The organism is Actinokineospora enzanensis DSM 44649 (assembly GCF_000374445.1).
Lineage (GTDB): Bacteria > Actinomycetota > Actinomycetes > Mycobacteriales > Pseudonocardiaceae > Actinokineospora > Actinokineospora enzanensis.
Genome location: NZ_KB894408.1, coordinates 172,344 through 197,533 on the forward strand (window position 1 = coordinate 172,344; position 25,190 = coordinate 197,533).

The following is a 25,190-nucleotide window of genomic DNA, read 5'->3' on the forward strand; positions in this document are numbered from 1 at the left end:
ACCCCCGGGGTTGTCTGTGACAGGACCCCGCGAGTCTATTTCGCGCACATCGGCCGCCCCGAACGGGTTGTTCCGAAGCCGTCTCGGTGCTAAACCGGTCCCGATCCCACGATTGGTGGCGGCCCGCACACCCGCGGTCTGGTCTGCGACAATCAGCGGTCGGGCGCGGGCCACCAGGTCCCGTGTGAGAGGGCTCTAGCTGCGGGAGGCGTTCGCCTTGTCGTTCCTGATCCGGGTCCAGCTCCCGGACAGCCCGGGGACCCTGGGCGCGGTCGCCACCGCCCTCGGGGCCATCGGCGCGGACATCCTCAGCGTGGACGTGGTGGAACGCGCGGGCGGCGTCGCGATCGACGACATGGTGGTCGAACTCCCCAGCGGCCGCCTGCCGGACGTCCTGATCACCGCCGCCGAGTCGGTCGCGGGCGTCGAGGTGGACGCGGTCCGCCCGTACGCGGGCCTCCTGGACACCCACCGCGAACTGGAACTGGTCGAGGACGTCGCCGCCGACCCCGCCGACGGCCTGGCCATCTTCGCGGCGGGCGTCCCCAAGATCATCCGCGCGGGCTGGGCCATGATCGTCGGCCCCGGCGCGGACGGCGCCAACCGCCTGGCGGCGAGCACGGCGGCCCCGGACATGCAGACGATCGACGTGCCGTGGATGCCACTGGCCCGCGCGACGGTGCTGGACGGCGAGGAACCGTGGGTACCGGCCACCTGGCGGGAGCTGGGCACGGAACTGGCGGCGACACCATTGGGGAAACCCGATCGGGTGCTGCTGGTGGGCAGACCGGGCGGGCCGATGTTCCGCGCGGCGGAGGTGGCGCGGCTGGCGCACCTGGCCGGGATAGTGGCCGTCGTCCTGCCGGACTAGCCAGACGGCCCGCCTGAACGCCCACGGCGGTTGCCGGTGACAACGTTCCCACGAACGAGCACCCTTGCCACGTACGGGCGACGCGACGGCTACCGCTCGATACCAGGCTCGACCTGCCCCGCGCCGCACGCCTCAGATCTGGCCGTGACCTGCGCGAACACCTCCCAGCCCAGCGGCCGCGCCCGAAACATCGCCCCCTCCCGGCGTCCGCACCCGGAAACGTCGCCCCTCTCCCGGTGGCTGCGCCGGAAGCGTCGCACGGTCCCCGGCGGCCATCGCGATTCTCCGGTTCCGGCACCCCTTGGACCTGGCCGCGACCGACCCCGGCCAGAGATCCGATCACCCGCCGGATCCATTCGGGCTCGCGAATGGACTGACCGATTTCCCGCACCATGCCCGCCTCGGACGGCGATCCGGCCCGTAGGCCGTACCCGATCACCCAGGATCGAACCCGGACACGCCCCGGTGATCACGCCTCAGCGACCGGCGATCCCCGCACGCACGCACCCGTCAGAGATCGAACGCGTAGGCGATCAACAACACCTCAGGCCCAGGCCGCCAGTCCCGCGTCGGCAGGCGCGTGAACCCGACACGTTCGTAAAGCCGGTGAGCGGTCGGCATATCGACCGGGCTGCACAGAACGACACGCGAGATGCCCAACTCCTCGGCCCGGTCCAGCACCGCCCGGACGAGCATCTCCCCCACTCCCCGCCCACGAACCCCGGCCCGAACGGCAAGCATCCGAAACTCCAACTCCCCCGCCCGAGAAATCTCCGCGTACGGCGTCCCGGGCTGGGCGATGGTGACCGTCCCCACCAGGCAACCCCCCGCGTCCACGGCGACAAGCAGTTCCGCGGCCCGCATACGCGACTCGGCATCGGCCAGCGTGGCGGCATACCCGGTCCCCGCCCCCGCGAGATGCCCCGCCGCCCGATACGCCTCGACGGTGAGTGCGCCGACAGCGCGCACCTCGTCCGAGCGCGCCGGACGCACCGATATGCCAGCCGGTCGAACCACCTCTGTCACGCCTCGCCTCCCAGGAGGCGGCGCGTCGGGCGGGCCCTCACTCCCGCCGTCCACCGCCCTGACTTCTTTGTCCTACACCATCTTCGGCTCGATCACCACGCCCGAACGTGTCGCACGGAGAGTGATCGGGTGATCTCGCCGCGACACCCGGGATCTCCGTTCCCACGCCACCTTTCAGCGACACCGGGGTTCTCGCAACGGCATCAACGTTCTCGCGACGGTGTCGAGGTTTCCTCACGATGGCGCCGAATCTCGACCGAGCCGTGACGGTCACAGCTCGGGTGGTGGTGTCGGAGTTTCCCCGCAGGGTCTCGACGTTCCAGTGCGGTGTACCGGTCTCCCTCAGCACGGCGTGTCAAACCTCGCTGTGGCGTGCATGCCTGCCGGGTTGCGGCGTACCAGACGCGGGTGCCAGACCCCCTTGGTGTGGCGTGAGGCCTGCCCAGTACGGCGTGGCCAGAGTTGCCAGTGTGGCGTGCCGAGTCTGTTCAGTGGCGCGTCAGTCCTACGACAATTCCGGCTCTCAACGTGGCAGTGCCATCCCGACGCGGTGACCTCACCTGACCGCAGACCCCGGCACGCCGCACGGTGCCGCCATAGCCAGTAGGGCTATGGCTGCCGCGACGACAACGGTGCAGCTCGACATCGCGGCGCGGTGCGCGTCACCTCAACACAAACCGGGCACGCAGCGCGGTGCGGCCGTGGCCGGTACGGCGAGCAGTGCGGTACAGCGTCGACTGGTGCAGCGTCAGCTGGTGCAGCGTCGCGGGATCGACGGTGGTGCCCGTGCGGCAGTCGCGGTGGCAGGTCACGGTATGGCAGCGGCGGCTCCTTGACAGGCTCGGGGTCGGTCGCTGTCGCAGTTCCGGGTCATGGCGTGGCAGTGGCAGCGGTGAGGTCTCGCCGGGCTGGCATCGGGGAGTTCGGAAGGCGGGCCGTCGGGCGCGGTTCTCGCTCCCGCTGCCACGACTCCGCCATGTGAGTTGTGGCTGCGGGAATCCGGCGGTACAGAGATCCTGGGTAGTCGAGGGCGGGTAGGCCGACGGGTTAGCGGGTGCGCGGGCTGGTGGCATGTGGCTCCTTTCTGTTCGGGCAGGCGTCCCTGGTCAGGGTCCGTGTCGAGCTCCCCCGCGCGCCGTTCCTTATATCGCAACGAATGAGGCACGGTGTACGGTGTCGAGTTTCGGTCGCACGATGTGGTGAGTTCCTTGGGCCGCAAGGGAAACTCGTCGTGACGAGACGACCCGGTCGGGGGAATCGTGTCATCGAAGTCCGGGGTCGGGGTTCGGTTCCGAGGCTACTTCGGGCAGCCGAGAGTCGATTGAGAGAGGGCGGCGCAACCAAGGCGAGTCCATAGTGGACGCACCTGGGCACCTGCCGGTCAGCGCTGGTCACATCCGGAGACTAACGACCGCGATCGGCACGCGGAGGATTCAGTCCACAAGCCCGCGGACGAGTTCGCGCAGCTCAAGCAGGTCGATCGTGTCCGCGGGCAGTTCCAGCGCAGGTTCCACCCGGCGGAGGCGGGCGGCGGCCAGGCGTTCGCCCAGGGTGGCGTCCAGGGGGAGGAAGGTCAGCGCGGCGCGGGCGGCGGTGTCGAGTTCGGCGAGGACCGGGTGGTGGACGGCGACGTCGACCACGCCCGCCGCCGCGTCCACCTGCGCGTGCACGCGGACGTCCGCGAGGACGACGCGATGTGGGCCCAGGTTGACGGTGACCCCGGTCGGGTCGGGTACCGGTGGCACCGAGTCGTGGAACTCCCAGAGGGCGTCGTCCGGGGGTGCGGCGGCTTTCCAGGCGTCGGTGTACGGGCGCAGGGCCGGGTCCTCCTGGCCGGAGACGACCAGCGCGTAGATGGCGCGGGTGCCGCGGTCCAGGGAGAAGTGCAGGTCGGGGTGCACGTCGGCGACCAGGTCGCAGAGTCGGGACTCGACGCGGTGTGGTTCGCGGTCGCCGAGGGCGGCCGCGATGTCGGGCAGCAGCTCGTGCCAGCGCGCCCAGAACCGTTCGGCCGACTCCTGTGCGGAGGGGCGTTGCTCGGGTCGGGCGCGGCGGAACCAGGTCATGTGCCCATCATGGCGTGGTTCAGCCGCCCGCGACGGACGGGATCACCTCGATCCGGCTGTCGGCCGCGATCGGGGTGTCGAGGCCGCCCAGATACCGGCATTCCTCGCCGTCCACGTAGAAGTTGACATACCGGCGCAGGGCCCCGGTCTCGTCGCGCACTCGGCGGCCCACGTCGGGGTGGCGGGTGCCGAGGACGTCGAGCACGGTGCGCAGCGTGGTGGGCGGGTCGACGTCGACCGACACCTCCGCCTGTCCCCCGGCCTTGGCGCGCAGCGCGCCGGGCAGGTGCACGGTGACCGACACCTAGATCACCGCCGCGCGCAGGGAGAGCACGTCCGGCAGGTGCGCGGCGACGCGCGTCCAGTGGGCTCCCTCGTCGCGGCTGCCGTAGACCTCGCCGGAGCGGCGAGCGCGGCCGCGGAGGCCTCGGCGTAGGAGGCGCCGTGTCGGACCAGTGTGGCGCCTGCCGCCTCGATGCGGCGGGTCTTGGACTCCGGGGCGGGCTCGGGCACGAACACCGTGGCGGGCAGGCCGAGTAGGCGCGCGGCCGTAGCCACCGCCAGGCCGTGGTTGCCGCCGGACGCGGTGACCACGTGGCCGGGGCGGTCGCCCGCCAGGAGGGCGTTGAGCGCGCCGCGGATCTTGAACGTGCCGGTCAGCTGGTGGTGCTCCAGCTTCAGCACCACCGGCCTGCCGTCGATCTCGACACGCCACACGGGAGTCCGGCGCGCGTACGGCGCGATGCGGTCGGCGGCTGCGGTGACGTCGGCGTGGTCCACGCGTCCCGATGGTAATGCGATCGCGGCCGCGCACCGGGCATCCACCACACTGCTGGGGTGACCACCGTTCCCTGGCCGCCGGGCACCGCCTCCGGTATCGGCTCGCTGCCCGGCACCGATCCCCGGGAGGCCGCCGCGACCGTGCTCGGCGAGCTGCCCGACCTGCCGCACCTGCCGGAGCTGCCCGCCCGCGGCCTGGGCGCCGACATGATCGGCCGGACGGCCGCGCTGCTGGTGGACCTGGCGGTCGAGCTGGTGCCGTCCGGCTATCGGGTGACCGCACGGCCGGGCGTCGACCACCGGCGTGCCGCCGATCTGCTGCGCTGGGACGTGGACGCGCTGGAGGAGGCCGTGGAGCGGCTCGGCACGCCGCCGCGGGTGGTGAAGGTGCAGGCGACCGGGCCGTGGACATTGATGTCGAACCTGGAGCTGCCGCGCGGCCACCGGGTGCTCACCGACCCGGGCGCGCTGCGGGAGTTCACCGAGTCGCTCGCCGAGGGCGTGACCCGGCACGTGGCGGAGGTGCGGCGGCGGACCGGGGCCGAGGTGGTGGTCCAGTTCGACGAGCCGGGCCTGCCTGCCGTGCTGGCTGGCGCGCTGCGCACGCCGTCGGGTTACGGCACCGTGCCCGCGGTCGCGGAACCGGAGGCGCGCGAGACGCTCGCGGCCGTGGTGGAGGCCGCGCGGAAGGCGAGCGGGCAGCCGGTGATCGTGCACTGCTGCGCGAAGCGGCCGCCGGTCGCGCTGCTGCGGGACGCGGGCGCGGGCGCGATCGCGCTGGACGTGACGTTGTTGCGGGACGCGCCCGCCGCGTTGTTCGACGAGATCGGCGAGGCCTGGGACGCGGGAACCGTGTTCTTCCTGGGCGTGGTGCCCACTGTGGAGCCTGCCACGCCGGTGACGTTGCGCTCGGCCGCCGAGCCCGCGCTGCGGTTGGTGGACCGGCTGGGGTTCTCGCGTTCGCTGTTGGCGGAACGTGCGGTGGCGACGCCGGGCTGTGGGCTGGCCGGTGCCACGGCCCGGTGGTCCCGTCGGGCGATGTCGCTGACGCGGGATGTGGCGAAGGCGTTCGTGGAGCCGCCGGAGAGCTGGTAGTCCGGGCCGCCCGGGATGGGCGGCCCGGACCACGGGTCAGGCCCGCATCACCGTGGCGATCGGGATGCGGGCGGCGCGGATGGCCGGGAACAGGCCGCCGAGGATGCCCGCGACCAGGCCGGCCACGACGCCCGCGACCCCGGCCTCCCACGGGAACGCCACATCGTGCAGCATCTCCCGCCGGTCGCCGAAGAGCGTGCCCGCGACCTGCAGACCGGCGACCCCGACGCCGATGGCGGCCGCTGCGGTGAGCAGGCCGGTGATCAACGTCTCGGCGAGCACGATGCCCGCCAGCAGCAGTCGCGGCGTGCCGACCGCGCGGCGCAGCGCGAACTCCTCCACCCGTTCGCCGACCGTGGCCAGGCCGACGTTGAGAATGCCCGCGACACCGATGAGCAGCACCAGCGCCGCCATGCCGAGGAAGATCCACCGCATCAGGTCGAGCTGCCCGCCGATGTGCTCACGCGAGTTCACCACCGAGCGGTACGGCTCGACCGGGTCGGTCGACACGGCCGACATCCTGGCCAGCAGGGTCTGCAACAACGGCTCGCCGTCGCCGTTCAGGTACAGCTCCAGCGACAGGTTGCCGAGGCTCGCCGAGGACATCCAGGCCATGGCCTCGTCGGCGCGGACGTAGGCGGTCGGGACCTCGTTGGCGTCGTGGACGGTGCCGATGATCCGCGGCGTCGGGTTCTTCGCCTCCGAGATGATCTGCATCTCCGCGGGCAGCCGGTACTGGGTCAGCGCGGTGGCGGCCTCGCGGTTGAGGACGAGGCTCGGCGACAGCGAGGGCGGGCCGCCGAAGTCGAGCCAGCGACCCGCCTCCACCGGGAACGGTCGGTACGGGCGGATGTCGCCGGTGAGCAGCACCAGCTGCAGCTCGACCGCCTGCCCGCGGGGCAGGATCCCGGCGGCGTCCTGCTCCATCACCCGGCAGGTGCCGCTGGAGTCGCACACCATCCGCGAGCTGTTGCCGTACATGTCCTGGTTCGCGTACTTGAGCGGCGAGGGTCCCGGGTTGATCGGGCGCACGCCGGGCTCGCCGATGATCGCGGTGGCTGTCAGCGTCCCGACGACATCGGACCGGCCCGCCAGGGTGTCGACCGCGATCGGCACGGTCTTCCCGCTGGAGGACAGGTTGACCCGAGTGGTGCCGTCCTTGGCCATGCGCAGCTCGATGTCGGCCAGCAGCGCGCGGTTGGCCAGCACCGAACCGGCCTGCACGGTGACGATCGCGAGCACGCCTAGGAAGAGGCTGACCATGGACAGGAACGTGCGCAGCTTCCGGGCGCGGATCCCCTGCCCGCCGATCACCAGCGCGGAGCGGAACCGGCCGGACAGTCCCATCACCGGAACACCCCCTGGTGTTCGGGCACGAGCATGCCGTCGGTCAGCCGCAGCACGCGCTGCATGCGGTTGGCGTGCGCGTGGTCGTGGGTGACCAGGACGAGGCCGCAGCCGCGGTGCGTCGCCGCGTGCAGGACGTCGATCACCAGGGCGCCGGTCTCGGTGTCCAGCGCGCCGGTGGGCTCGTCGGCCAGCAGGATCTTGGGTTCGCGGACCAGGGCGCGGGCGATGGCCACCCGCTGCTGCTCGCCGCCGGAGAGCCGGGCGGGCTTGTGCCTGGCCAGGTGCGCGATGCCGACCTGCTCCAGCGCCGCCATCACCTTGGCGCGGCGCTTGCGGCGCGGCAGCCAGCCCTGGCCGTTGACCAGGGCCATGGACACGTTCTGCAGCGCGGTGAGGTGCTTGAGCAGGAAGAAGCGCTGGAACACGAACCCGAACTCCTGGCTGCGCAGCCGGGCCGCGCGGCGTTCGGGGACGCGCGCGATGTCGTTGCCGTGCAACAGGTAGCGGCCGGAGTCGGGGCGGTCGAACAGGCCGATGAGGCTGAGCAGCGTGCTCTTGCCGGAGCCGGAGCGGCCCAGGATCGCGACGCTGTCGCCGGGGTGCACGGTGAGGTTCACCCCGGACAGGATCGGGCGCGGCTCGCCCTGGCCGGTGAGCGTCTTGGTCAGGCCGTCGAGGTGGATCAGCGGGACGTCGCTCATTTCCCGTAGCCCTCCTTCGGCTCAGCCTGGGCGGGCGGCAGGCTGGGGCCGGGGACGGCGAGCGTCTCGGTGCCCGCGAGCCCGGACTTGATCTCCACGACGCGGCCGTCGGTCAGGCCGAGCACGACGTCCTTGGTCTGCCGGGCGCCGTCCGGGCCGAGCACGTCGACCTTGCCGTTGCCCTGCCTGCCCGCGACGGCCTCGACCGGGGCGACCAGCGCCTGCTTGACCTGGGCGGTGACCACCTCCACGGTGGCCTCGGCGCCGTTGATGAGCCGGATGTCCGGGGGCGCGGTGCAGACCAGCCGCATGCCGGTGGCGCTGGACGGTTCGCGGCCCTCGCCCGGGGCCTCGGCGGGCTGCGGGACCGGGGCCATCTGGGTGGGCAGCGCCTTCGGGTCGCCCTGGACGGGCGCGGCCGGGGTGGCGGGCGCGGGCGGCGGCGGGATGGTGCCCGCCGGGAGCGCGGCGATGGTCCCCAGCACCGCGCAGTCGAACGGGCCGGGCCCGCTCTTGATCTGGACGCGCACCACGCCGGTGCCGTCGGCCAGGGCGTAGGCCTGTTCGCCGCCGATGTCGGCGACGATGCCGTAGCCGCCGTACTTCGCCGAGACCACCGGCATCCCGGCGGTCACCTTGGCGCGGTCGTCGACGAGCCTGCCGGAGAAGGTGGAGCCCGTCGGGACCTCGATGTGCGTGGGCTTGCCGCCGACCCAGACGGCACCGACGCGGGTGGGTTTGGTCGGGGTGCCCTTCTGGTCCTTGACGTCCAGGTAGCGGATCTCGCCGTCGATCGGCGCCACCAGGCCGAAGACCGGGTTGAGGGTGACTGTGCCCTTGAGGCTGACCTTGTTGCTCAGGTCCTGGCGGGTGAGCGCGGCGGTGGTCATGGTCGTGCCGCGCTCGGCGAGGCCGGGTACCGGCGCGGAGGCCGAGCTGGTCGTGCAGCCCGCGACCGCGGCGGTCGCGAACAGCCCGAGAAGAATGAGACGCGTGTTCACCGGTGCCCCCAAAATCGTGATGTGAACCGGGATCCACCGCACTATACACACAGTTTATAGGGATCTTGTGGCCGGATCACACCGAGAGTGCCATTCCCGTCGCACCGCGTCGAGCAGCGCGCGCACGCCGGGTCGCCCCGCGCTTTCCGCGCGCCACACCGAGAAGACGCGCCGGGAGAGCCGGGGTTGCACCGGACGCAGCACCACCCCGGCCGGGACCTGGTCGCCCGCCAGCCGGGGCACCAGCGCGACACCCAACCCCGCGGCCACCAGGGTCAGCTGGGTCGGGAACTCCGTCGCCTGGTGCGCCACGTCCGGCAGCCGGTCCGCCGCCCGGAACAGGCTGATCAACCAGTCGTGACAGCTGGTCCCGGCCGCCGCGGAGATCCACCGCTCGGCGGCCAGGTCCGCAACCGACAACGGCGACCGGGCGGCCAGCGGGTGCCCGGCGGGCAGCGCGACGTCGACCAGGTCGTGACCGAGATCCAGGGCCCGCAACCGATCCGGCAACGGCGCGGGCGACTCGCCCCAGTCCTGCGAGACGGCGAGATCGACATCGCCCCGGGCGACGGCCGCGACCGCCTCGTAGGGCTCCATCTCCAGCAGCCGCACCCGCGCCCGCGGGTGGGTGACGGCCAGGCCGACCACCACCGCGGGCAGCAGACCCCGCGCGGCGGTGGGGAAGGCGGCCACCGTGAGATCGCCGAGCACCTCGCCACGCCTGCGGTCGAGATCCGCCGCCGCCTCCTCCACCGCGCCCAGGATGCGGTGCGCGTGCCGGGCGAGCACGTGGCCCTCCTCGGTGAGCCGGATCCGCCTGCCGTGCCGCTCCACCAACGCGCACCGGGCCTCCCGCTCCAGCTTGGCCATCTGCTGCGAGACCGCCGACGGGGTCAGGGACAGCACCTCGGCCGCGGCCGCCAGCGTGCCCTGGTCGGCGACAGCCCGCAGCACCCGCAGGCGCACCAGGTCGAACATGCCGCCATTGTGGCGAACCCGCGGCGAACCGGGCACGCGTCACCACCCGGCCGGGGACACCAGACCGGTGCGCACGGCGTAGAGCGCGGCCTGGGTGCGGTCGTGCAGACCGAGCTTGCCGAGGATGGCGGTCATGTGCGCCTTCACCGTCTTCTCCGACAGCAGCAGGGTCTTGGCGATCTCCCGGTTCGAGTTGCCGCGCGCCACCTCGGTGAGCACCTCCCGCTCGCGCGCGGTCAACGCGGCCGCGCCGGGCCGCGCCTCGCCCTCGGCGAGCAGCCGCGCCACGGACGGGTGCAGCAGCACGTGGCCCGCGTGCACGGACCGCACCGCGGCGGCCAGCGCGGCCGGGTCGACGTCCTTGTAGACGTACCCCGCCGCGCCCGCGCGGACCGCGGGCACGATCACCGACGGCTCGGCGAAGCTGGTGATCACCAGCACCCGCGCCGGGTTGCCCGCCGCGCGCAGGCCGTGCAGCGCGTGCACGCCGTCGGTGCCGGGCATGCGCAGATCGAGCAGGATCACGTCCGGGCGCAGCCGGTCGGCCGCCGCCAGGCAGCCCGCGCCGTCCGCCGCCTCGCCGACGACCTCCAGGTCGTCCCACAGGTCCAGGAAGGTGCGCAGGCCCTGGCGCACCACCGGGTGGTCGTCGACCACGAGCACCCGGATCACCTCAGCCGCCACGGGGCACCTCCAGCCGCACCGTGGTACCGACAGTGCCGCCGATGCCGCCCGCACTGCCCGAGCTGACCCGCAGCCTGCCGCCCGCCGACCGGGCCCGCTCCCGCATCGACACCAGGCCGAGCCTGCGGGTGTGCGCGTCGGCCGGGTCGAAGCCGACGCCGTCGTCGCGCACCTCCAGCACCACGTTGCGCTCGTCGGCGGCCAGGTCGACCTCGATCCGGCCCGCGGCCGCGTGCCGCAGCGCGTTGTGCAGGGCCTCCTGGCTGATCCGGTAGACCGCCTCCTCCCTGGCCTCGGTCAGTCGCGGCAGCGGCTCGGCGTGGAACACGATGTCGATGTCCAGCACCCGGTTGAGCAGATCGGCCTGCTTGCCGATGGCCACGTCCAGCCCGTCGCCCGCCAGGTCCGGGGGCAGCAGGCCGACCACCGCCGAGCGCAGCTCGTCGGTGACCTCGGCGGCCAGGTCGCCGACCACGCGCAGCATCGGCCGCACCCGGGCGGGGTCGCGCCGGGCCACCTCGACCGCGGCCTCAGCGGTGAGCCGAAGGCTGAACAGCTTCTGGGTGACCGAGTCGTGCAGCTCGCGGGCGATCCTGGTGCGCTCGCGGATGATCGACAGCTCCCGCTCGCGCTCGTGCAGCCGGGCGTTGACCAGCGCGATGGCCGCGTGGTCGGCGAGCAGGCCGAGCAGCTCCTCGTCCTGCTCGGTGAAGCCGCCGGGGGCAAGCTTGTTGGCCACGAAGATCTCGCCGAGGATCTCGTCGCCGTCGGTGACCGGCATGCCGAGGAACGTGTCCAGCTCCGGGTGCGCCGACGGCCACCAACCGAAGCTGGAGTGCTCGCGGATGTCGTCGACCCGGACCGGGTTCGGGTCGGTGAGCATGGCCCCGAGCAGGCCGTGCTGCCGGGGCAGCGGGCCGATCGCCGCCCATTCCTCCGGTGTCACGCCGTCGGCGAGGAACTCGGTGAACCCGCCGGTCTCGTCGGGCAGGCCGAGCGCGGCGTAGCGGGCGCCGACGAGCTCGCGCGCGGACACCAGGATGGTGCGCAGCACATCGCGCACCGACAGGTGCACGGCGACGGCCCGCACGGCGGCGCTGATGGCCCGCAGCTCATTTCTCCCGATCCCGGTCACATTGCCACGGTACCGAGCCGGGGCGGCCAAACCCGGGGTCCTAGGACCAAAGTCCGAGAGAAGTGCCGCCTCGGGTCCGATGGAACCCGCCCGCGCCCCGCCTACCTTGGATCCCGTCGGGCACACCGACACCGCGTCCCGAAGGGCCTGGGGCGCAACGACTCCACATCGTCGGCAATGGACACGTGTCATCCGACCGTGTCCCCACGGAAGGGAAAGACCATGCGTACCAACAGTGTTCCGAGCGTGGCCATCGTGACCGGGGCGTCCCGGGGGCTCGGCCGCGCCATCGCCGCCGGGCTCGCCGAGGCGGGCTGGTCGCTCGTGCTCGACGCCCGTGGCGCTCCCGCGCTCACCGAGGCGGCGGCCCGACTGCCTGCTCGACCGCCGGGCCGGGTCGTCGCGCTGCCCGGCGACCTCATCGATCCGGACCACCGCGCGCGGCTGGTGGCCGTCGCGACCGAGCTGGGCGGACCCGATCTCGTGGTCAACAACGCCGGGGCGCTGGGCCCGAGCCCACTACCGCGCCTGGCCGACCTGCCGCTGCCCGCGTTCCGCGAGCTGCTGGAGGTCAATGTGGTGGGCCTGCTCGGGCTCACCCAGCTCGCGCTGCCTGGACTGCGACAACACGAGGGCGGGGTCCTCAACATCACCTCGGACGCGGCGGTCGAGGCTTACGAGGGGTGGGGTGGATACGGCGCGTCCAAGGCCGCGGTCGAACAACTCGGCCGGGTGCTCGCCGTGGAGGAACCGGATGTGCGGGTGTGGTGGGCGGATCCCGGCGACCTGCGCACGCGAATGCACCAGGACGCCTTCCCCGGCGAGGACATCGGCGACCGACCATTGCCGGAGACGGTCGTGCCCGCGGTGCTGAAGCTGCTGGCCACCCGACCGGAGTCGGGACGCGTGCGCCTGCGGGAGCTGCTGTGAACCCGCCGCGCGCGTTGTGGCTGCCGTTCGAGGTCGACGACTTCGCGGCAACCCGGGCCTTCTACGTCGACGGGCTCGGACTGTCCGTTGTGGACCAATGGGTGGCGGGCGCGGAACGCGGGGTGGTCCTGCGCGCCGCGGACGCGGCCTATGTGGAACTGGTGTCACCCGGTATCCGACGGTCCGCACCGCTCGCGTTCGAACTGCCCGACCGGGCATCGGTGGACGCGGTCCACGCTCGGCTCGTGGGGGTCGAGGTGCTCCGGCCGCCGGGGGTGTATCCGCGGGGGCACTACGGGTTCGAGGTCCGTGATCCGGCGGGCACGCCCGTGATGCTCTGGCACGAACACGACTGAGCGTACGGGAACGGTGAACCGGAAACGCGGGACGGGAAACAGAGAACGGCCATGGACGAACAGGGCACCGACAGGTGGGCTCGACGCCTATGACGGTTCGGCGTGGAGGCGCCGCGAGACAGGGTGTGCGGCCGCGAAGACCGTCGCCTGAGGACGGTGCAGGTGAGTTGTCTGCCGGGAGGCGGGCAGTGCGTACCGGGCAAGCAGGCACGGACATATCCGCGCCGAGGTGGGCTGGCGTTGGTAGGGGAACACGATCGGATCGGCACGTGCGGCGGACCAGACGCACGCGGCGGCAGTGAACACAGGGGAGGTTGTCATGCAGGGCTTGCGGTTCGCACTGCCTGCGGAGTCGGAGGCGCACGAGCCGCCCGAGGGGCGCGGGTTGTCTCGGGACGGGGTTCGGCTGCTGGTCGGTACCGGCCGGGGCGAGGTGTCGGTGAGCCATCGTCGGTTCGTGGACCTGCCGGGTCTGTTGCGGACCGGGGATGTGTTGGTGGTCAACACCTCCGCCACCATCCCGGCGGCCGTGCGGGTGGTGGGTGGCGATCTGATGGCGCACTTCTCCACCGAGACGGCCGAGGGCACGTGGCTGGTGGAGTTGCGGCGGATGCGGGACAAGGCGTCCGAGCCGTATCCGGACGGGGTCGCAGGGACGAGTCTGCACCTGATCGGCGGGGCGACCGCGACGCTGCTGCGGCCGTACTCGCGGGGTCGACTGTGGGAGGCGGAGGTGCGGCCCGCCGGGCTGGCGTCGGTCGGGGCGTACCTGCGGGTGTTCGGGTCGCCGATCCGCTACGGGTACGTGTCGCGGGCGTGGCCGCTGCGGTACTACCAGACGGTGTTCGGGACCGAGCCGGGCAGCGCGGAGATGCCCAGTGCAAGCCGACCGTTCACCGAGCGGGTGGTCACCCGGCTGGTCGCGGCCGGGGTGCAGTTCGCGCCGGTGCTGCTGCACACCGGGGTCGCGTCGCCGGAGGCGCACGAGCGGCCGTACCCGGAGCGGTTCCGGGTCGGGGCGGCCGCGGCGCGGCTGGTGAACCAGGCGCGGGCCGGGGGTGGGCGGGTGGTCGCGGTCGGCACCACTGCGGTACGGGCGCTGGAGTCCGCGGTGGGCGAGGACGGGCTGGTGCGGGCCGCCGAGGGGTGGACCGATCTGGTGGTCACGCCGGAGCGGAGCGTGCGGGTGGTCGACGGGCTGGTCACCGGGTTCCACGAGCCGCGGGCGTCGCACCTGGACATGCTGGCCGCGATCGCGGGGCCCGAGCTGCTCGACCTGTGCTACCGGGAGGCCCTCGACCACGGCTACCTCTGGCACGAGTTCGGCGACCTCAACCTCCTGCTCCCCTGACCGCGCGCCGGTCCCCGCACAAGAACCCCGACGACCCCGACAACCCTGACGACACGACGAATCGGAAAGGAGGTGAGTGGCATGGCCGGGTCCGCCCGCGTCGGGTCACGCGCCCAGGTTCACCGTCTCCTCGGTCGGCTGGTCCGCGTACATGTCGTCGATCGCGTGCGCGTACTTCTCCGCGATCGGTTTGCGGCGCAGCTTCAGCGTCGGCGTCAGCTCGTCGCCGCCGGGTTCCCAGAAGGCGGGGACGATGCGGAAGCGCTTGACCTGCTCCACCCGGGACAGTCGGGCGTTGCCGGTGCGCACCGCGGCGGTGACGAGGGCGCGCACCTCGTCGGCGGCGACGACCGCGCCGGGAGAGGCCGTGGGCAGGCCGTGCGCGGCGGCGAGGCCCGCGGCGGCGTCCTGGTCCAGTACGACCAGGGCCGAGATGTAGGGGCGGTCGTCGCCGATGGCGACCACCTGGCCGATGACGCCGCTGGCGGCCTTGATGGCGTTCTCGATGTTGGTCGGCGACATGTTCTTACCCGCCGAGTTGATGATCAGCTCCTTCTTGCGGTCCACGATGGACACGTAGCCGTCCGGGTCGATCACGCCGACGTCGCCGGTGTGCACCCAGCCGTCGGGGTCCACGGTCTCCGCGGTGCGGCCCGGGTCGCCGCGGTAGCCGCGCATCACCGAGGGGCCGCGGATGAGCAGCTCGCCGTCGTCGGCCACGCGCACCTCGGTGCCGTGCACGGGGGTGCCGACGGTGCCCAGCCGGTTGGCGCCGGGGCGGCCGGAGGTGCCCAGTCCCGCGGTCTCGGACATGCCCCAGATCTCGTAGACGGGGATGCCGACGCCCCAGAAGAACTCCAGGATCTCGACCGGGATCGCGGCCGCGCCGGAGGCGGGCACCTTGGCCTCGGTCAGGCCGAGGCGGGCGCGCAGCCGGGCGAGCACCAGCCGGTCGGCGACCCGGTGGGCCAGGCCGAGCCGGATCGGCACCGGGCGGTCCGCGGCGCGCAGCCGGGCCCGGCGGACGCCCACGTCGACCGCCCAGGCGGCGACGGCGCGCTTGGCCGGGCTCGGTTCGGCGGCCAGCGCGGTGTCGACGGCCAGCTTGAACTTCTGCCACACCCGGGGCACCGCGAAGAACAGGTGCGGCCGGACCTCCGGCAGCACCTCGCCGAGCCGCCTCGGGTCGGCGAGCGAGGTGACCACGGTGCCGAACAGCAGCGAGGCGTAGTGCGAGACGACGCGGTCGGCGATGTGCGCCGAGGGCAGGAAGGAGATCACCCGGTCACCGGGCAGCAGTTCGAAGGCGTTCTTCACCGCGCCGGAGACCGCCATCAGGTTGGCGTGGGTCAGCTCCACGCCCTTGGGCGGGCCGGTGGTCCCGGACGTGTAGATGATGGTGGCGAGGTCGTCGGGGGCGACCGCGCGCCAGGCGGTGTCGAGGTCGAAGTCGGGGTCGCCCGCGGCCTCCAGGTCCGCCAGGGTCTCGCCGCCGTCGACCGGGCCGTCCACGCACACCAGGCGCAGACCGGGGGCGGCCGCGCGCAGGGTGGCGACGAAGGCCGCCTCGGTGACCACGATCCGGTTGCCCGCGTTGGCGAACACGTGCGTGAGCTGGTCAGGGGCGCTGGTGTTGTAGACGGAGAACGGCAGCGCGCCCAGGTGCAGGGCGGCGGTGTCGACCAGGTGGAACTCCGGCCGGTTGGTGAGCATGATGCCGACCGCGTCGCCGTGGCCGACCCCGCGCGCGGCCAGGCCCGCGGCGATCGCCCGCACCCGGCGCGCGTACTCGCGCCAGGTGATCGACACCGCGCCGCCGGGCGTGCGCAGCGCGACGAGGTCGGGGTGCTGCCGTGCCGTGGCCTGGAAAGCCGCGCAGAGGGTGTGCTGCTCGCTCATCGCGCCACCTCTCACCGGTGTGGTCTACGACACAGGGCAGTGATGGTAGGGAGCGCGGTCGGCCGTTGTCTACGGTGGTTCCACCGCGTGTCGCCGAGCCACCGGTCGACCTCGATCGCCCCGGTGCCCGCGCGCGTTCCACGCGGGCGCGCGAAACCGCTCGCAGGTCTCCTCGGGCTGGTCGCGAGGGGCTCCAGCGTGCGGGCGTTCGGGGTGGCGGCGTGGTGGTCCGCGCTCGTGGTCGCCCTAGCCTGCGCCCAGGCAGATGAATGGGCGGCGGTACGGGTCCTCGGCGATGGACTCGGCCAGCGCGCGGGCGGGGCTGACGCCCTCGGTGAGGCGGCGGTGGTAGGCGACCATCGCGGTGGCGGCCGACTCGTCGCCGACGCGGCTGGTCGCGGCGATCACCGTGCGCACGCCGCTGGCCAGCAGCGCGCCCGCGTAGCCGAGGGCCTCGTCGCCCGGACGCACGTAGTTCATGGCCAGCTCGCAGGCGGCCAGGACGACCTGGCGGGGTGGCTGGCGCAGCCGGGACAGCTCGTAGGCGAACAGCGGGCCGTCGGCCAGCTCCAGCCGGGAGAACAGCGCGTTGGTCGGCTCGTGCTCGCCGTGCGCGGCGATGTGGGCGAGCTCGGCGCCGTCCAGGGCGGCCAGCACGCCCGCCACGGTGGCGTGCTCGCCGTCGAGGGTGGCCGCGTCCGGGTAGACCTCGCGCAGCGGGCCGTCCTCGGCGACCAAGCCGGTGAGCATGGGGCCGCGGGCCAGCACGGTGCGGCCGCGCGGGGCCGAGCCGGTGGCGGCGCTGAGCCACGCGGTCGCCGACGGGGCGACCACGACCGGTCTGCCCCACAGCGACGGCAGGCTCCCCCACGGCACCGCGTACAGCGCGCCGGTGGGCACCACGACCAGCTCGCGGTCGCCCAGCAGCGGCAGCAGCGGGCGGATCAGCTGCTGGTCGAGCGCGCCCGCGCTGCGGGCCGCGGAGGCCTTGACCACCTCCACGATCGGGGCGGGCAGCGTGTCCGGGGCGAGCACGTCCAGGTCGGCGTGCAGCCGGGCGGCCGACTCGGTGGCGTCGGCGGCGGACCCCAGGCGCACCATGCGCGCGCCGGTGCCCGCCAGCACGACCGCGACCACCTCGTCGTCGGAGATGGCGAACGACACCAGCACCCGGTCGCCAAGCGAGGGGGCGACCGAGTCGAGCGTGGCGACCGGGCGCGGCCTGCCCCACGGGCTGGCGTACCAGCCCTGGCGGGCCACCTCCCGCTCCAGCGCGGCGGTCTGCTTCTCCAGCTTCTCCGCCCGCTCCGCCGAGCGGCCCGCCAGCCGGACCAGCTGCGCGGTGCGCTTGGCCAGCCGCAGCTCGGTCGCCTTCTCCGCCATCCGCGGGTCGTCGATATCCGGGATCGGCTCGTACCGGTACACCTGCGCGCGGGTGCGCTCCAGCCAGCCGAACAGCCTGCGCGCGTCCGGTCGGGGGTGGCGCAGCACCAGGCGCACCGCCATGTCGCCGAGCTGGCGGCCGTGCACGGCGGTGCCGCACATCAGCTCCAGGCCGCCCATCCGGTCCCGGGCCCGGCCCAGCTCGGTGAGGCCCGCCCTGGCCTCGGCGAGCGCGGCGCGGATGTCCTGGGCGGCCTCGGCCAGCTCGGCCCGGCACAGCCGCAGCAGCATCCGGTGGTCGACCGGGGTGGTCACCCGCGGCTTGGGCACCTGGTCGAGCAGCCGTCCGGCGGCGGTCAGGTCGCCGCGGTGGATCTCCAGGCGGACCGCGAGCATCAGCGCCAGCGCGGCCTCGTCCTCCAGCAGCAGGCCGCGCAGCTGTTCGGCGAGCCGGACGGCGGTCGCGGGCAGGGCGCGAGCGACGCGGGAACCGTTGGCGGGGCGGCGTTGGATCTTGCCAGGGGCGGCCCCGGCGCGCGGCCCGCGGCCGTCCAGCGCGGCGAGGGTCTCGGCGCGCAGCGCGGCCAGCGCGGCCACCGAGGCCCAGCGCTCGTTGCCGCGGCGGGTGAACATGCGCTCGGAGCGGCGGGCGCGGCGGCGGGCCTGGGCGGCGTCGCCGTGCAGCAGCGCGGCCGCGGCGCGGGCGATCTCGGCCTCGGCGGCGTCCTGCCCGACGCGCTGGCGGCGCAGCCGGGGCAGCGCGTCGTCCAGGTGCCGGGCGGCCTCGTCCACCAGGCCGCCCGCGAGCAGCGCGCGGGCCTGGTCCAGCTGCACCACCGGGAGCATGCTGGGCGCGCGTTCCTGGCAGTCCCGGGAGGTCTCGGCGAAGTAGCGCAGCGCGGTCGGCACGTCGCCGATCATGTGCGCCACGTAGCCGCGGTTGTGCCGGGCCTTGATCGCGATGTCGTGCAGGTCGTAGCGCTCGCACAGCTCGATGCACTGGTCCAGCTCGGCGATCGCGGCGTCGCTCTGCGAGCGCTCGATCCACGCCAGGCTGCGGTTGAGGTAGAGGCTGGCGAGCACGTACGGGTCACCCGCGCCGTCGGCCAGACCGGCGCGCAGCCGCTCGGCGGCGTCCTCCAGCAGCTCCAGGCCGAGGTCGGTGTTGCCTGCCCGGATGTGCAGGAACCCGCGCTGCTCCAGGGAAAGCCCGGCCAGCTCGGCGCGCCTGGGGCCGTCCGGCAGGTCGGCAAGCAGCGCGTCCGCGTCGGCCAGCCGGTCGATGCCCGCGGTGATCGGGCCGCCCTCGGTCTCCGCGTAGGCCAGCGTCACCAGCACCCGGACGCGCAGCTCCACCACCTCGGGGGCGGCCTGGTCCGGCGCGGTGTCGAGCACGGCAAGGGCTTCGCCGAGCAGCGCCCGCGCACGGGCGAAGGTGTAGGCGTACACGGCTTTTCGGCCGCGTCGGTACAGCGCGCCTGCACGCCGGACAGCGGGCATGGGGTAAACCCTACGTGCCGCGTCCACCCATCGTGGACGCGGCACGGGCTCGGGGATCCCGACGGCGGGTCAGCCGCTGCGCCAGCCCAGCGCGGTCAGCTCCCGGTCGCACCGGTCGCGGGCCTCGGTGGCCCGGGTGGCCCGGTCCGCCACGGTGGCCGCGTCGTCCATGTCCGCCAGCTGCGCGGCGATCATGCCCGCGACCACCGGGGTGGCGAACGAGGTGCCCGCCCAGACGGCGAAACCGCTGGTGAGGTCGTCCGGGTCGAGGGTGGCGCGGGTCAGCCTGCCGGGCACCGCGGGCTCCACGATGTCCGGCGCCTCCGGGCCCTGCCACAGCGGCACGGTGCTGACCACGGCGTTGCCCGGGGCCCAGCGGGTGACCCAGTCGCCTTCGTTGCTGAACGCGGCCACGGTGCGGCCGGAGGCGTTGAGCGCGCCGACGGCGATCAGCAGCGGGTTGCCGCTGTTGGAGCCATCGTGGTTGAGCGCCATGGCGGCCGGGACGAACGGGCGCGTGGTGGCGTCGTTGCCCGCAGCCGCGACCACGACCACGCCGAGGTCGGTCAGCCTGCGCACGGCCTCGGTCAGCTGCAGCCCGGTGTGGTGGTCGGTGTGCTCCGGGTAGAAACCCAGCGAGATCGACGCCACGTCGACCAGGTCCTCCGGCCTGCCCTCGTCCAGCGCCCGCTGGACCCGTCGCCGCAGCCACTCCAGCGCCAGCAGCACCGAGCCGTCGGTGGTGATGCCGTCGGTGTGCAGCACGCGCAGCGACAGCACGCGGGCGTCCGGGCAGTTCTGGAACACCAGGCCGGTCACGAAGGTGCCGTGGCCGGAGTGCGAGTCGGTCAGGCCCAGCAGCGGCTGCAGCACGTCGCGCTCGTCCACCGGCGAGTCCAGCGAGGGCAGCGCGCCGCCGCTCTCGTCGGTGAGCGTGGTCTCCAGCTGGGTCAGCAGGTGCTGGAACTCGGCCGACACCTCGACCACCGGGTCGGTGTCGCGCTCGCCGACCGACAGCCACGGGTGCTCGCCGATGCCGGTGTCCAGCACCGCCACCACCGGGCGCCTGCCCGCCTTGAGGTGCTCGGGCCGCCTGCGGTGCGGCTTGGGCATGAACAGCCGCACCGCGTTGCGGGAGCCGTTGCCCAGCGCGATGGCGCCGCCGGGGCCGTTGCCGAACGGGACTCCGTTTCCGAACGGCACGCCATTGCCGAAGGGCACGCCGTTGCCGAACGGGACACCGTTTCCGAAGGGGACGCCGTTGCCGAACGGGGCGCCCACGCCGTAGGTGTGACCGTCCATGCCGACCGAGGCGGCCAGCGCGAGGTGTTCCAGGCCGACACCGCGCAGCGCGTCGTGGCCGAACGCCCGGCGCAGGTTGGCCAGCACGGTCCACGGGTCCGGGGCGTGCTCGACGATCGCGTCCGGACGCAGGTGCAGCAGGACGGGGTAGGCGTACCCGTCGTCGAAGGTCTCCAGGGCCTCGCGCCAGCCCGCGGAGTCGGGCAGCTGGACGACCAGCTCCACTCCCAGCGGGGCGAGCACCTCGTTGAACCGCGCCATGACGGCCTCGTCCCGGACGAGGGCCAGCGGCATGAGCAGCGTGTTGGACCGGTAGGCGGTGGCGTCGGGGCGCTTGCCGCGCTCGCCGGGCACCGCGGTGGACGGGTTCAGGATCCTGGCACGGTGCCGCACGAGCACGTCGGCCGTCAGGCCGATCACCTGTGGAAAGCGGGCCAGGTCGTCATACCTGGCCGGGCTCACCGGTCCGTTCCCGTTGGCGCTCAGGTCCGCCATGATTTACCCCACCCCGAAAAATGTCGTTTGGTCACGGTCGGTGTCGATCGCCCGCCGACCTGCTCATCCGTAGTAGAGCAGGATTCGGGGCATGAGATACATCGATTCGCAAAGCTCCTGCGTAACGCACATTCGGGATCAACTCTCCGCTGATCGATAAGTGACGATCCGTGCACGGCGACCGCGACCGTCCACCCGGATAGCCCACCCGTGGGCAAAGCGGCGCAATGGGTCCGGACGTCCGACGTGGGACGGTGGACGGACCCCTGGGCAGACAACAAGAAGCGCGCCGGAAAGGCAACGCCCCTATCGGGTATTAGTCACCGCGCGTGGGTGGAGATCCACTTCCGGTGACCGCGCCGTCGAACAGATGGTCATCTTGCGCGATTCCGAAAGGCGGAAAGCCGGAACGGCCGTGCGGACATTTCCCGGCCGGGAAACACGAACCCGGTTCAGCGGGTGGCGGCGATCATCCCGCTGCCCAGAACGAGATCGCCCGCCGGGTCCGGCCGATAGAGGACAACGGCCTGTCCCGGGGCCACCCCGCGCAGCCCGGTCGCGGGCCGGACCACCAGCTCGCCATCCACAATGGACGCCGAGGCCGGGGTGGTGCCGCCGTGCGCGCGGATCTGCGCGACACAGTCGACGGTGCCCGACAAGGGGCGGCCGGACGGCCAGATCGGCCGGGTGGCCACGATCTCGGTGACCGCCAGGCGCTCCGCCGGGCCGACCCGGACGGTGCCCTGGACCGGTTCGAGCGACAGCACGTAGCGGGGGCGGCCGTCGGGAGCGGGGGCGTCGATGCCGAGGCCGTGCCGCTGGCCCACGGTGAACCCGTGCACGCCCGCGTGCACGCCGAGTACGGCGCCGGTGGTGTCGTCCACCAGCTGCCCCGGGCGGGCGCCGAGGCGGTCGGCGAGGAACGCCCGGGTGTCGCCGTCGGGGATGAAGCAGATGTCGTAGCTATCGGGTTTCTCCGCGACGGCCAAGCCGCGCGCGGTGGCCTCGGCACGCACCTCGGACTTGACCGAGTCGCCGAGCGGGAACAGCGAGTGCGCCAGCTGCTCGGGGGTCAGCGAGGCCAGCACGTAGGACTGGTCCTTGGCCAGGTCGGCCGACCGGCGCAGCTGCGGGCGGCCGTCCACCACGCCGAGCCGGGCGTAGTGGCCGGTGCAGACGGCGTCGAAGCCGAGCGCGATCGCCTTGTCCAGCAACGCCTCGAACTTGATCCGCTCGTTGCACTTCAGGCACGGGTTGGGGGTGCGGCCCGCGGCGTACTCGGCGACGAAGTCCTCGACCACGTCCTCGGTGAACCGCTCGGCGAAATCCCAGACGTAGAACGGGATGCCGAGCAGGTCGGCCACCCGGCGGGCGTCGTGCGCGTCCTCCACGGTGCAGCAGCCGCGGGAGCCGGTGCGCAGCGTGCCGGGCTTCGCGGACAGTGCCAAGTGGACACCCACGACCTCGTGCCCGGCCTCGACGGCGCGGGCGGCGGCCACGGCCGAGTCCACGCCGCCGCTCATCGCGGCCAACACCCGCATCGCTCAGACCTCCGCCGGGGACACGCGTCGGCGCAGACCGGCCAGTCCGGCGTTGCGGGCGCGTTCGACGACCGGGCCGATCGCCTCGGCCAGCGCGCGCACGTCGGCGGCGGTCGAGGTGTGCCCGAGGGAGAAGCGCAGCGACCCGCGCGCGGGTGCCGCCTCCACGCCCATGGCCAGCAGCACGTGCGAGGGCTGCGCCACGCCCGCGGTGCAGGCCGAGCCGGTGGAGCACTCGATGCCGCGGGCGTCGAGCAGCATGAGCAGGCTGTCGCCCTCGCAGCCGGGGAAGCTGAAGTGCGCGTTGCCGGGCAGCCGGGACGGTCCGCCGTCCACCCGGGACTCGCCGGGGTCGCCGTTGAGCACCGCGTCCGGCACCGCCGCGCGCACCGTGCGGACCAGCTCGTCGCGCAGCCCGGCCAGCCGGTCGGCACGCTCCTCGCGGCGCTCGGTGGCCACCCGCACGGCCGCGGCCATGGCCACGATCGCGGGCACGTCGAGGGTGCCGGAGCGCACGTCGCGCTCCTGCCCGCCGCCGTGCGAGACCGGCACGCAGGCCACGTCCCGGCTCAGCAGCAGCGCGCCGACGCCGTAGGGGCCGCCCACCTTGTGCCCGGACACGGTCAGCGCGTTGGCGCCGCTGTGCCCGAAGTCGACCGGGAGGACGCCGACGGCCTGTACGGCGTCGGTGTGGAACGGGATCCCGTGCGCGGCGCAGGTGCCCGCCAGCTCGCGCACCGGGTTGACCGTGCCGACCTCGTTGTTCGCCCACATCACACTGACCAGGGCGACATCGGCGGGGTTCTCGGCGATGGCGGCGCGCAGGGTGTCCTCGTGCACGCGGCCGAAGTCGTCGACCTCCAACAGGGTCACCTCGGCGTCCTCGTGCTCGGCCAGCCACAGCGCGGCGTCCAGCACGGCGTGGTGCTCGGTGGCCGAGACCAGCAGCCGGGTGCGCGCCGGGTCGGCGGCGCGGCGGGCCCAGTAGAGGCCCTTGACGGCGAGGTTGTCACTCTCCGTGCCGCCGGAGGTGAAGACGACCTCCGAGGGCCGGGCGCCGAGGTCGGCCGCGATGGACTCGCGGGCCTCCTCGACGGCGCGTCGGGCGCGGCGGCCGGAGGAATGCAGCGAGGAGGCGTTGCCATAGGCGGACAACGCCCCGGTGAGTGCCGCGGCCGCCTCGGGCAGGATCGGCGTGGTGGCCGCGTGGTCGAGATATGTCATCGCCCGTCCAGGGTAGACCGAGTCGGCGGGCGCGGGACAGCAGCCCAGCTCAGCGCCCGGTCATACGCGGTCGTCGGTCGACCGCCGGAAGACCAGGGCGCCGCAGAGGGCCACCGCGGCCATGACCAGGTCGACCACCACGACGGCCCTTGTGGGGTCGGCGGCGGAGGCGAGCGCCTGGAGCAGGACGCCGCCGAGGCCGACCAGGGTGGCGGAGAAGACGGTGTCGGCGACCTGGAGCGCGGAGGCGGTGAAGCCGCGTTCGTGCTCGGCGGCGGCACCGAGGGCGAGCACGCTGAGTGCCGGGAAGCTCATCCCCATGCCCGCGCCGCTGACGATCCACAGCACGGCGGCGAGCCACGGCGGCCCCCAGGGCACCGCCACGAACACCATGGCGCCCAGCCCCACGGCCAGGGTCACGAAGCCGCGGCGGATCAGGGTGGTGCGCGGGATGTCCGCGCGTCGCCCCTGCCAGTGCGAGGCGAGCGACCAGCCGAGCGCGCCGACGGTCAGCGGCAGTCCGGCGAGCGCGGGCGAGAAGCCGTGCACGGCGGACAGGGTGAGCGGCACGAACGCCTCGACACCGAAGAACGCGCCCGCGAACAGGCCGCGGGCCAGCACCACCCGGGGCAGACCGGACCTGGCCCGCAGGGTGCCCGCGGGCAGCAGCGTGCGCAGCGCGGGCACGAGCAGGGCGAGACCGCCGAGCCCCAGCCACAGGGTGCTCCACGACGGGTGCTGCACCGCCCAGCTCAACGCGGGCACACCGAGCCCCGCGGCGAGCGCCGCCAACGGCAGACCCTTGCGGGACGGCGGGGCCTCCGCGGGCCGCGCGGACCCGGTGGGCGCCACGGGCCCGGCCGGGCTCACGGGCTCGGACTCGACCGACGCCGAGCGCGTGGAGAGGCTGCGGAGGGCGGGGACGAGCAGCAGGATGCCGAGCGCGGACAAGGGGACCAGGCCCAGGAACACCCAGCGCCAGCCGAACCGTTCGGTGACCAGGCCCGCCAGGGTGGGGCCGACGATCGAGGGGACCACCCAGGCGGCGGCCAGCAGGCCGAACGCGGCGGGTCGGGTGCGTTCGGCGTAGACGAGGGCGACCAGCACGTAGACCGCCACCACCTCGCCGCCCATGCCCGCGCCCTGCAGTACCCGGGCGGCCAGCAGCATCGGCATGGCCTGGGCGGTGCCCGCGACCACCAGGCCCGCCAGGAACACGGCCGGGGCCACGGCCAGCACGGCGCGGGCGCCGACCCGGTCGCAGATCCGGCCGCCGATCACGGTGGCGGCGACGGAGGCGGACAGGAAGGCCAGGAACGGCCACGAGTAGAGCGCCTCGCCGCGCAGTTCGCGCAGCATGTGCGGCATGGCGGTGGACACGCCGAGGTGTTCGAAGGCGCCGATGGTGATCAACAGCAGGATGCCGAGCGTGGTGGCCCGGTTGCGGGGCGCCCAGAGGTCCTTTCCGGGCGCTGTTTCTGGCGCGATGGTGGTCACCCGCTCATCCTGCGAGCTCCACCAC

General features: G+C 73.5%; 21 protein-coding genes and 1 pseudogene. 5 read left to right on the forward strand and 17 right to left on the reverse strand.

The genetic code is table 11. The features are described 5' to 3' along the window. Window positions 1-217 precede the first annotated feature (217 nt). Window positions 218-871, forward strand: coding sequence for an ACT domain-containing protein (locus C503_RS0110375; protein ID WP_018682135.1), 654 nt, complete (start codon window positions 218-220; stop codon window positions 869-871). A gap of 510 nt (window positions 872-1,381) precedes the next feature. Here the strand turns inward: C503_RS0110375 and C503_RS0110385 are convergent. The 5 genes and pseudogenes from C503_RS0110385 to C503_RS42670 form a co-directional block, all read right to left on the reverse strand. Next, window positions 1,382-1,897 (reverse strand): GNAT family N-acetyltransferase, encoded by a 516-nt coding sequence (locus C503_RS0110385; protein ID WP_245572444.1) that lies wholly within the window; start codon window positions 1,895-1,897, stop codon window positions 1,382-1,384. 662 nt (window positions 1,898-2,559) lie between these two features. Beyond that, window positions 2,560-2,709, reverse strand: a complete 150-nt coding sequence (locus tag C503_RS45810) for a hypothetical protein (RefSeq protein WP_018682138.1) — start codon at window positions 2,707-2,709, stop codon at window positions 2,560-2,562. Between the two features lie 621 nt (window positions 2,710-3,330). Continuing rightward, window positions 3,331-3,963 (reverse strand): hypothetical protein, encoded by a 633-nt coding sequence (locus C503_RS0110395; protein WP_018682139.1) that lies wholly within the window; start codon window positions 3,961-3,963, stop codon window positions 3,331-3,333. A 19-nt stretch (window positions 3,964-3,982) separates the two neighbouring features. After that, window positions 3,983-4,267: a MoaD/ThiS family protein gene (locus C503_RS0110400; RefSeq protein WP_018682140.1), complete on the reverse strand. Its 285-nt coding sequence runs from the start codon at window positions 4,265-4,267 to the stop codon at window positions 3,983-3,985. Window positions 4,268-4,365: 98 nt separating this feature from the next. Next, window positions 4,366-4,743: pseudogene (locus C503_RS42670) on the reverse strand (pyridoxal-phosphate dependent enzyme); the annotation flags it as partial. Window positions 4,744-4,800: 57 nt separating this feature from the next. Here C503_RS42670 and C503_RS0110410 point away from each other — a divergent pair. Beyond that, window positions 4,801-5,838, forward strand: a complete 1,038-nt coding sequence (locus C503_RS0110410) for a methionine synthase (RefSeq protein ID WP_018682141.1) — start codon at window positions 4,801-4,803, stop codon at window positions 5,836-5,838. 36 nt (window positions 5,839-5,874) lie between these two features. Here C503_RS0110410 and C503_RS0110415 read toward each other — a convergent pair whose 3' ends face one another. Genes C503_RS0110415 through C503_RS0110440 form a run of 6 tightly spaced genes read right to left on the reverse strand, consistent with a single transcriptional unit; the run spans window position 5,875 to window position 11,687 of the window. After that, the gene (locus tag C503_RS0110415; RefSeq protein ID WP_018682142.1) at window positions 5,875-7,185 is read right to left on the reverse strand and encodes an ABC transporter permease; all 1,311 of its coding nucleotides are present in this window, start codon (window positions 7,183-7,185) and stop codon (window positions 5,875-5,877) included. Continuing rightward, window positions 7,185-7,889, reverse strand: a complete 705-nt coding sequence (locus C503_RS0110420; protein ID WP_018682143.1) for an ABC transporter ATP-binding protein — start codon at window positions 7,887-7,889, stop codon at window positions 7,185-7,187. Before C503_RS0110420 ends, C503_RS0110415 begins: the two co-directional genes overlap by 1 nt. After that, complete coding sequence (locus tag C503_RS0110425) at window positions 7,886-8,890, reverse strand: efflux RND transporter periplasmic adaptor subunit (RefSeq protein WP_018682144.1); 1,005 nt, start codon at window positions 8,888-8,890, stop codon at window positions 7,886-7,888. Before C503_RS0110425 ends, C503_RS0110420 begins: the two co-directional genes overlap by 4 nt. A 54-nt stretch (window positions 8,891-8,944) precedes the next feature. Continuing rightward, window positions 8,945-9,868, reverse strand: coding sequence for a LysR family transcriptional regulator (locus C503_RS0110430; RefSeq protein WP_018682145.1), 924 nt, complete (start codon window positions 9,866-9,868; stop codon window positions 8,945-8,947). 39 nt (window positions 9,869-9,907) lie between these two features. Next, window positions 9,908-10,552 carry a response regulator gene (locus tag C503_RS0110435; protein ID WP_018682146.1) on the reverse strand — a complete coding sequence of 215 codons (645 nt, stop codon included), beginning with the start codon at window positions 10,550-10,552 and terminating at the stop codon, window positions 9,908-9,910. Then, window positions 10,542-11,687, reverse strand: a complete 1,146-nt coding sequence (locus C503_RS0110440) for a GAF domain-containing sensor histidine kinase (protein WP_018682147.1) — start codon at window positions 11,685-11,687, stop codon at window positions 10,542-10,544. The genes C503_RS0110435 and C503_RS0110440 overlap by 11 nt, the downstream gene beginning before the upstream one ends. A 222-nt stretch (window positions 11,688-11,909) precedes the next feature. Here C503_RS0110440 and C503_RS0110445 point away from each other — a divergent pair, with 222 nt between their 5' ends. From C503_RS0110445 to C503_RS0110455, 3 genes are all read left to right on the forward strand, one after another. Beyond that, a complete protein-coding gene (locus C503_RS0110445; protein ID WP_033400456.1) occupies window positions 11,910-12,617 on the forward strand; it encodes an SDR family NAD(P)-dependent oxidoreductase in 708 nt (235 codons plus the stop codon). Then, window positions 12,614-12,973, forward strand: a complete 360-nt coding sequence (locus C503_RS38885) for a VOC family protein (protein ID WP_018682149.1) — start codon at window positions 12,614-12,616, stop codon at window positions 12,971-12,973. Before C503_RS0110445 ends, C503_RS38885 begins: the two co-directional genes overlap by 4 nt. A 319-nt stretch (window positions 12,974-13,292) precedes the next feature. Further along, window positions 13,293-14,324: an S-adenosylmethionine:tRNA ribosyltransferase-isomerase gene (locus tag C503_RS0110455; protein ID WP_018682150.1), complete on the forward strand. Its 1,032-nt coding sequence runs from the start codon at window positions 13,293-13,295 to the stop codon at window positions 14,322-14,324. Between the two features lie 105 nt (window positions 14,325-14,429). Here the strand turns inward: C503_RS0110455 and C503_RS0110460 are convergent, their stop codons facing one another. From C503_RS0110460 to C503_RS0110485, 6 genes are all read right to left on the reverse strand, one after another. Further along, window positions 14,430-16,223, reverse strand: a complete 1,794-nt coding sequence (locus C503_RS0110460) for an AMP-dependent synthetase/ligase (RefSeq protein WP_018682151.1) — start codon at window positions 16,221-16,223, stop codon at window positions 14,430-14,432. Between the two features lie 246 nt (window positions 16,224-16,469). Next, window positions 16,470-19,106 (reverse strand): CHAT domain-containing protein, encoded by a 2,637-nt coding sequence (locus tag C503_RS0110465; protein WP_026316148.1) that lies wholly within the window; start codon window positions 19,104-19,106, stop codon window positions 16,470-16,472. Window positions 19,107-19,175: 69 nt separating this feature from the next. Continuing rightward, window positions 19,176-20,903: a S8 family peptidase gene (locus C503_RS0110470; protein ID WP_026316149.1), complete on the reverse strand. Its 1,728-nt coding sequence runs from the start codon at window positions 20,901-20,903 to the stop codon at window positions 19,176-19,178. A gap of 452 nt (window positions 20,904-21,355) precedes the next feature. Next, window positions 21,356-22,444, reverse strand: coding sequence for a tRNA 2-thiouridine(34) synthase MnmA (mnmA, locus tag C503_RS0110475; RefSeq protein WP_018682153.1), 1,089 nt, complete (start codon window positions 22,442-22,444; stop codon window positions 21,356-21,358). A 3-nt stretch (window positions 22,445-22,447) separates the two neighbouring features. After that, on the reverse strand, window positions 22,448-23,668 hold the full coding sequence (locus C503_RS0110480) for a cysteine desulfurase family protein (protein ID WP_018682154.1): 1,221 nt from the start codon (window positions 23,666-23,668) through the stop codon (window positions 22,448-22,450). Between the two features lie 60 nt (window positions 23,669-23,728). Continuing rightward, entirely contained in the window at window positions 23,729-25,165 is a 1,437-nt protein-coding gene (locus C503_RS0110485; RefSeq protein WP_018682155.1) for an MFS transporter, read from the reverse strand. Window positions 25,166-25,190 lie beyond the last annotated feature (25 nt).

What these genes read in the sequence shown, in the direction of transcription:
- C503_RS0110395 (WP_018682139.1), bottom strand. Translation starts at nt 3,963, where the DNA reads ATGACCTGGTTCCGCCGCGCCCGACCCGAGCAACGCCCCTCCGCACAG.
- C503_RS0110415 (WP_018682142.1), bottom strand. Translation starts at nt 7,185, where the DNA reads ATGGGACTGTCCGGCCGGTTCCGCTCCGCGCTGGTGATCGGCGGGCAG.
- C503_RS0110420 (WP_018682143.1), bottom strand. Translation starts at nt 7,889, where the DNA reads ATGAGCGACGTCCCGCTGATCCACCTCGACGGCCTGACCAAGACGCTC.
- C503_RS0110430 (WP_018682145.1), bottom strand. Translation starts at nt 9,868, where the DNA reads ATGTTCGACCTGGTGCGCCTGCGGGTGCTGCGGGCTGTCGCCGACCAG.
- C503_RS0110445 (WP_033400456.1), top strand. Translation starts at nt 11,910, where the DNA reads ATGCGTACCAACAGTGTTCCGAGCGTGGCCATCGTGACCGGGGCGTCC.
- C503_RS0110455 (WP_018682150.1), top strand. Translation starts at nt 13,293, where the DNA reads ATGCAGGGCTTGCGGTTCGCACTGCCTGCGGAGTCGGAGGCGCACGAG.
- C503_RS0110460 (WP_018682151.1), bottom strand. Translation starts at nt 16,223, where the DNA reads ATGAGCGAGCAGCACACCCTCTGCGCGGCTTTCCAGGCCACGGCACGG.
- C503_RS0110465 (WP_026316148.1), bottom strand. Translation starts at nt 19,106, where the DNA reads ATGCCCGCTGTCCGGCGTGCAGGCGCGCTGTACCGACGCGGCCGAAAA.
- C503_RS0110470 (WP_026316149.1), bottom strand. Translation starts at nt 20,903, where the DNA reads ATGGCGGACCTGAGCGCCAACGGGAACGGACCGGTGAGCCCGGCCAGG.
- mnmA (WP_018682153.1), bottom strand. Translation starts at nt 22,444, where the DNA reads ATGCGGGTGTTGGCCGCGATGAGCGGCGGCGTGGACTCGGCCGTGGCC.
- C503_RS0110480 (WP_018682154.1), bottom strand. Translation starts at nt 23,668, where the DNA reads ATGACATATCTCGACCACGCGGCCACCACGCCGATCCTGCCCGAGGCG.